Source organism: Mycobacterium sp., from assembly GCF_049278535.1.
Classification (GTDB): Bacteria; Actinomycetota; Actinomycetes; order Mycobacteriales; family Mycobacteriaceae; genus Mycobacterium.
Map to the genome: position 1 here is coordinate 1 of NZ_JBAPMI010000304.1, position 2,309 is coordinate 2,309.

Consider the following 2,309-nt stretch of genomic DNA (forward strand, 5'->3'; position numbering starts at 1 on the left):
ATCGCGTCGCCGTCTTTGATCAGCTCGGTGATCGCACACTCGGCGAAGACCTTGATCCGGGCCTCGTAGTCACCGAGCTCGGCCTTGTCTTCCTGCTGCAGCGAAACGATCTTCTGCTGCAGGGTGCGGATGATCTCCAGGCCGGTGCGGTCGCCGACGTGGGCCAGCCGCGGGTAGGTGTGGCCACCGAAGTTGCGCTGGCTGATCTTGCCGTCCTTGGTGCGGTCGAACAGCGCGCCGTACGTCTCGAGTTCCCAGACCCGGTCGGGTGCCTCCTTGGCGTGCAGCTCGGCCATCCGCCAGTTGTTCAGGAACTTCCCGCCGCGCATGGTGTCCTTGAAGTGGACTTGCCAGTTGTCCTTCGCGTTGGCGTTGCCCATCGCGGCCGCGCAGCCGCCCTCGGCCATCACGGTGTGAGCCTTGCCGAACAACGACTTACAGACCACGGCGACCTTCAGACCACGTTCACGCGCTTCGATGACCGCACGCAAACCCGCGCCGCCGGCACCGATCACGACCACGTCGTATTGGTGCCGTTCGACCGGCGATGAGCCGCTTGCGCGAAGAGCATCAACCTCAGCCATATACCCTCACTTGCCTATTCACGAATAACTGTGATGAAACTGTTTGTCAGCCAATGAATCTGAGATCACTGATGGTGCCGCTGGCGACCAGCATGATGTAGAAATCGGTCAACATCAGAGTGCCGAGTGTGATCCACGCGTACATCTTGTGCCGTGTGTTCAAGCGGCTCACCTGCGTCCAGAGCCAGTAGCGGACGGGGTGTTTGGAGAAGTGCTTGAGGCGGCCGCCGACGACGTGGCGGCATGAGTGGCACGACACGGTGTAGATCCACAGCATCACCACATTGACAACGAGAATGACGTTGCCCAAACCGAATCCGAATCCGCCCGGGCCGTTGTCGGAGTGGAACGCCACGATCGCGTCGTAAGTGTTGATCACCGAGATGATTCCGGCGATGTAGAAGAAGTATCGATGCGTGTTCTGGATGATCAGCGGAAAGCGGGTTTCACCGGTGTATTTCGCGTGGGGTTCTGCCACTGCGCACGCCGTTGGCGACTGCCACACAGACCGGTAGTAGGCCCCGCGGTAGTAGTAGCAGGTCAGCCGGAACAGCAACAGGAACGGTAATGACAACGCCGCGAACGGAATCCACCACACGTCGGGGATGATCTGTGGCCAGAAGTGGCTGGCCTCCGGCGTGCATCCCTTGCTGACGCACGGGGAGTAGAACGGCGTCAGGTAGTGGTATTGCGCTACGTAGTAGTTGTTCTGAAGGAACGCCCGCACTGTCGCGTAGATCACGAACGCGGCGAAACCCAGGTCCACGACAAGTGGCGACTGCCACCACCGGTCGGTACGCAGGGTGCGTTGCGGAATCTGGGCACGGCTCGGCGAGAAAACGCCGGTCGCCTTGCGGTCGGCGGTGGGTGCGCTCACATTTCCCTTTCGGTGGGTTATGTCCCGATCAGACGGTCACCGGGCTAACCGGCGACGCCCCGGTCGTCCTCATCGCCCCAGAAGGCGGAGTCGTACGGGGTGTCGGGAATGGCAATCTTCTCGGCGCCATGTTGGTGACGGGTCACGCCCCGAGTGAGCTCCAGCTCCTCGGCGTCGATGTCGAGTCGGTCGATGTCGTTGAGGATGCGTTCGGCGTCGTTGACGATGCGACGAGTAGCGGGGCTGTCCCCGTACTTCGATGCCAACGATGTCACGCACCGACGCAGGCTTCCGATTAGCTCGTGCAGCTCGGTAAGTTCAGTTGTGCTCGACATTTGACCTCCTTGGGCTGAAGGGTGTCTCGGATCACAGTACGACACCCGATGTTGGTTACATCAGGGGGTTTGGAGTGAGACAGGTCACGTCAACTAGCTGGAGGTAGCGCGATGTCCGACCAGGTGCTCAAGGAGCGTGCCGAGGCATTGCTGGCGCTGCATCAGCCCGGCAATCCGGTGGTGCTCCCCACGGTGTGGGATGCGTGGTCGGCGCGGTTGGCGGTGGGCGCCGGGTTCGTCGCGTTGACCGTCGGCAGCCATCCGATGGCCGACTCGGTGGGCAAGGCCGACCAAGAGGGCATGACGTACGACGACGTGATCACCCGCGTCAAGCAGATCACCGCCGCCGTCGACGTGCCGGTATCGGTAGACATCGAATCGGGCTACGCCGAATCGCCCGCCCGGCTGATCGAGGGTCTTTTGGAGGCGGGCGCCGTCGGGCTGAACATCGAGGACACAGTGCACAGCGAAGGTGGCAGGCTGCGGTCGTCCAGCGAGCACGCCGAGCTCGTC

Annotated in this window: 4 protein-coding genes; 1 reads left to right on the top strand and 3 read right to left on the bottom strand. The window is 62.1% G+C overall.

The genetic code is table 11. From position 1 onward, the window contains the following. From WAO18_RS20110 to WAO18_RS20120, 3 genes are all read right to left on the bottom strand, one after another. On the bottom strand, nt 1-584 hold a 584-nt coding region (locus WAO18_RS20110; RefSeq protein ID WP_422207992.1), incomplete at its 3' end, for an FAD-dependent oxidoreductase. Nucleotides 585-630: 46 nt separating this feature from the next. Then, complete coding sequence (locus WAO18_RS20115) at nt 631-1,461, bottom strand: hypothetical protein (protein WP_422207993.1); 831 nt, start codon at nt 1,459-1,461, stop codon at nt 631-633. A 44-nt stretch (nt 1,462-1,505) separates the two neighbouring features. Beyond that, on the bottom strand, nt 1,506-1,796 hold the full coding sequence (locus WAO18_RS20120; protein ID WP_422207994.1) for a hypothetical protein: 291 nt from the start codon (nt 1,794-1,796) through the stop codon (nt 1,506-1,508). Nucleotides 1,797-1,907: 111 nt separating this feature from the next. Between WAO18_RS20120 and WAO18_RS20125 the strand changes: the two genes are divergently transcribed. Next, nucleotides 1,908-2,309: isocitrate lyase/PEP mutase family protein (locus WAO18_RS20125; protein WP_422207995.1), on the top strand; the 402-nt coding region annotated here is incomplete at its 3' end.

What these genes read in the sequence shown, in the direction of transcription:
- WAO18_RS20120 (WP_422207994.1), bottom strand. Translation starts at nt 1,796, where the DNA reads ATGTCGAGCACAACTGAACTTACCGAGCTGCACGAGCTAATCGGAAGC.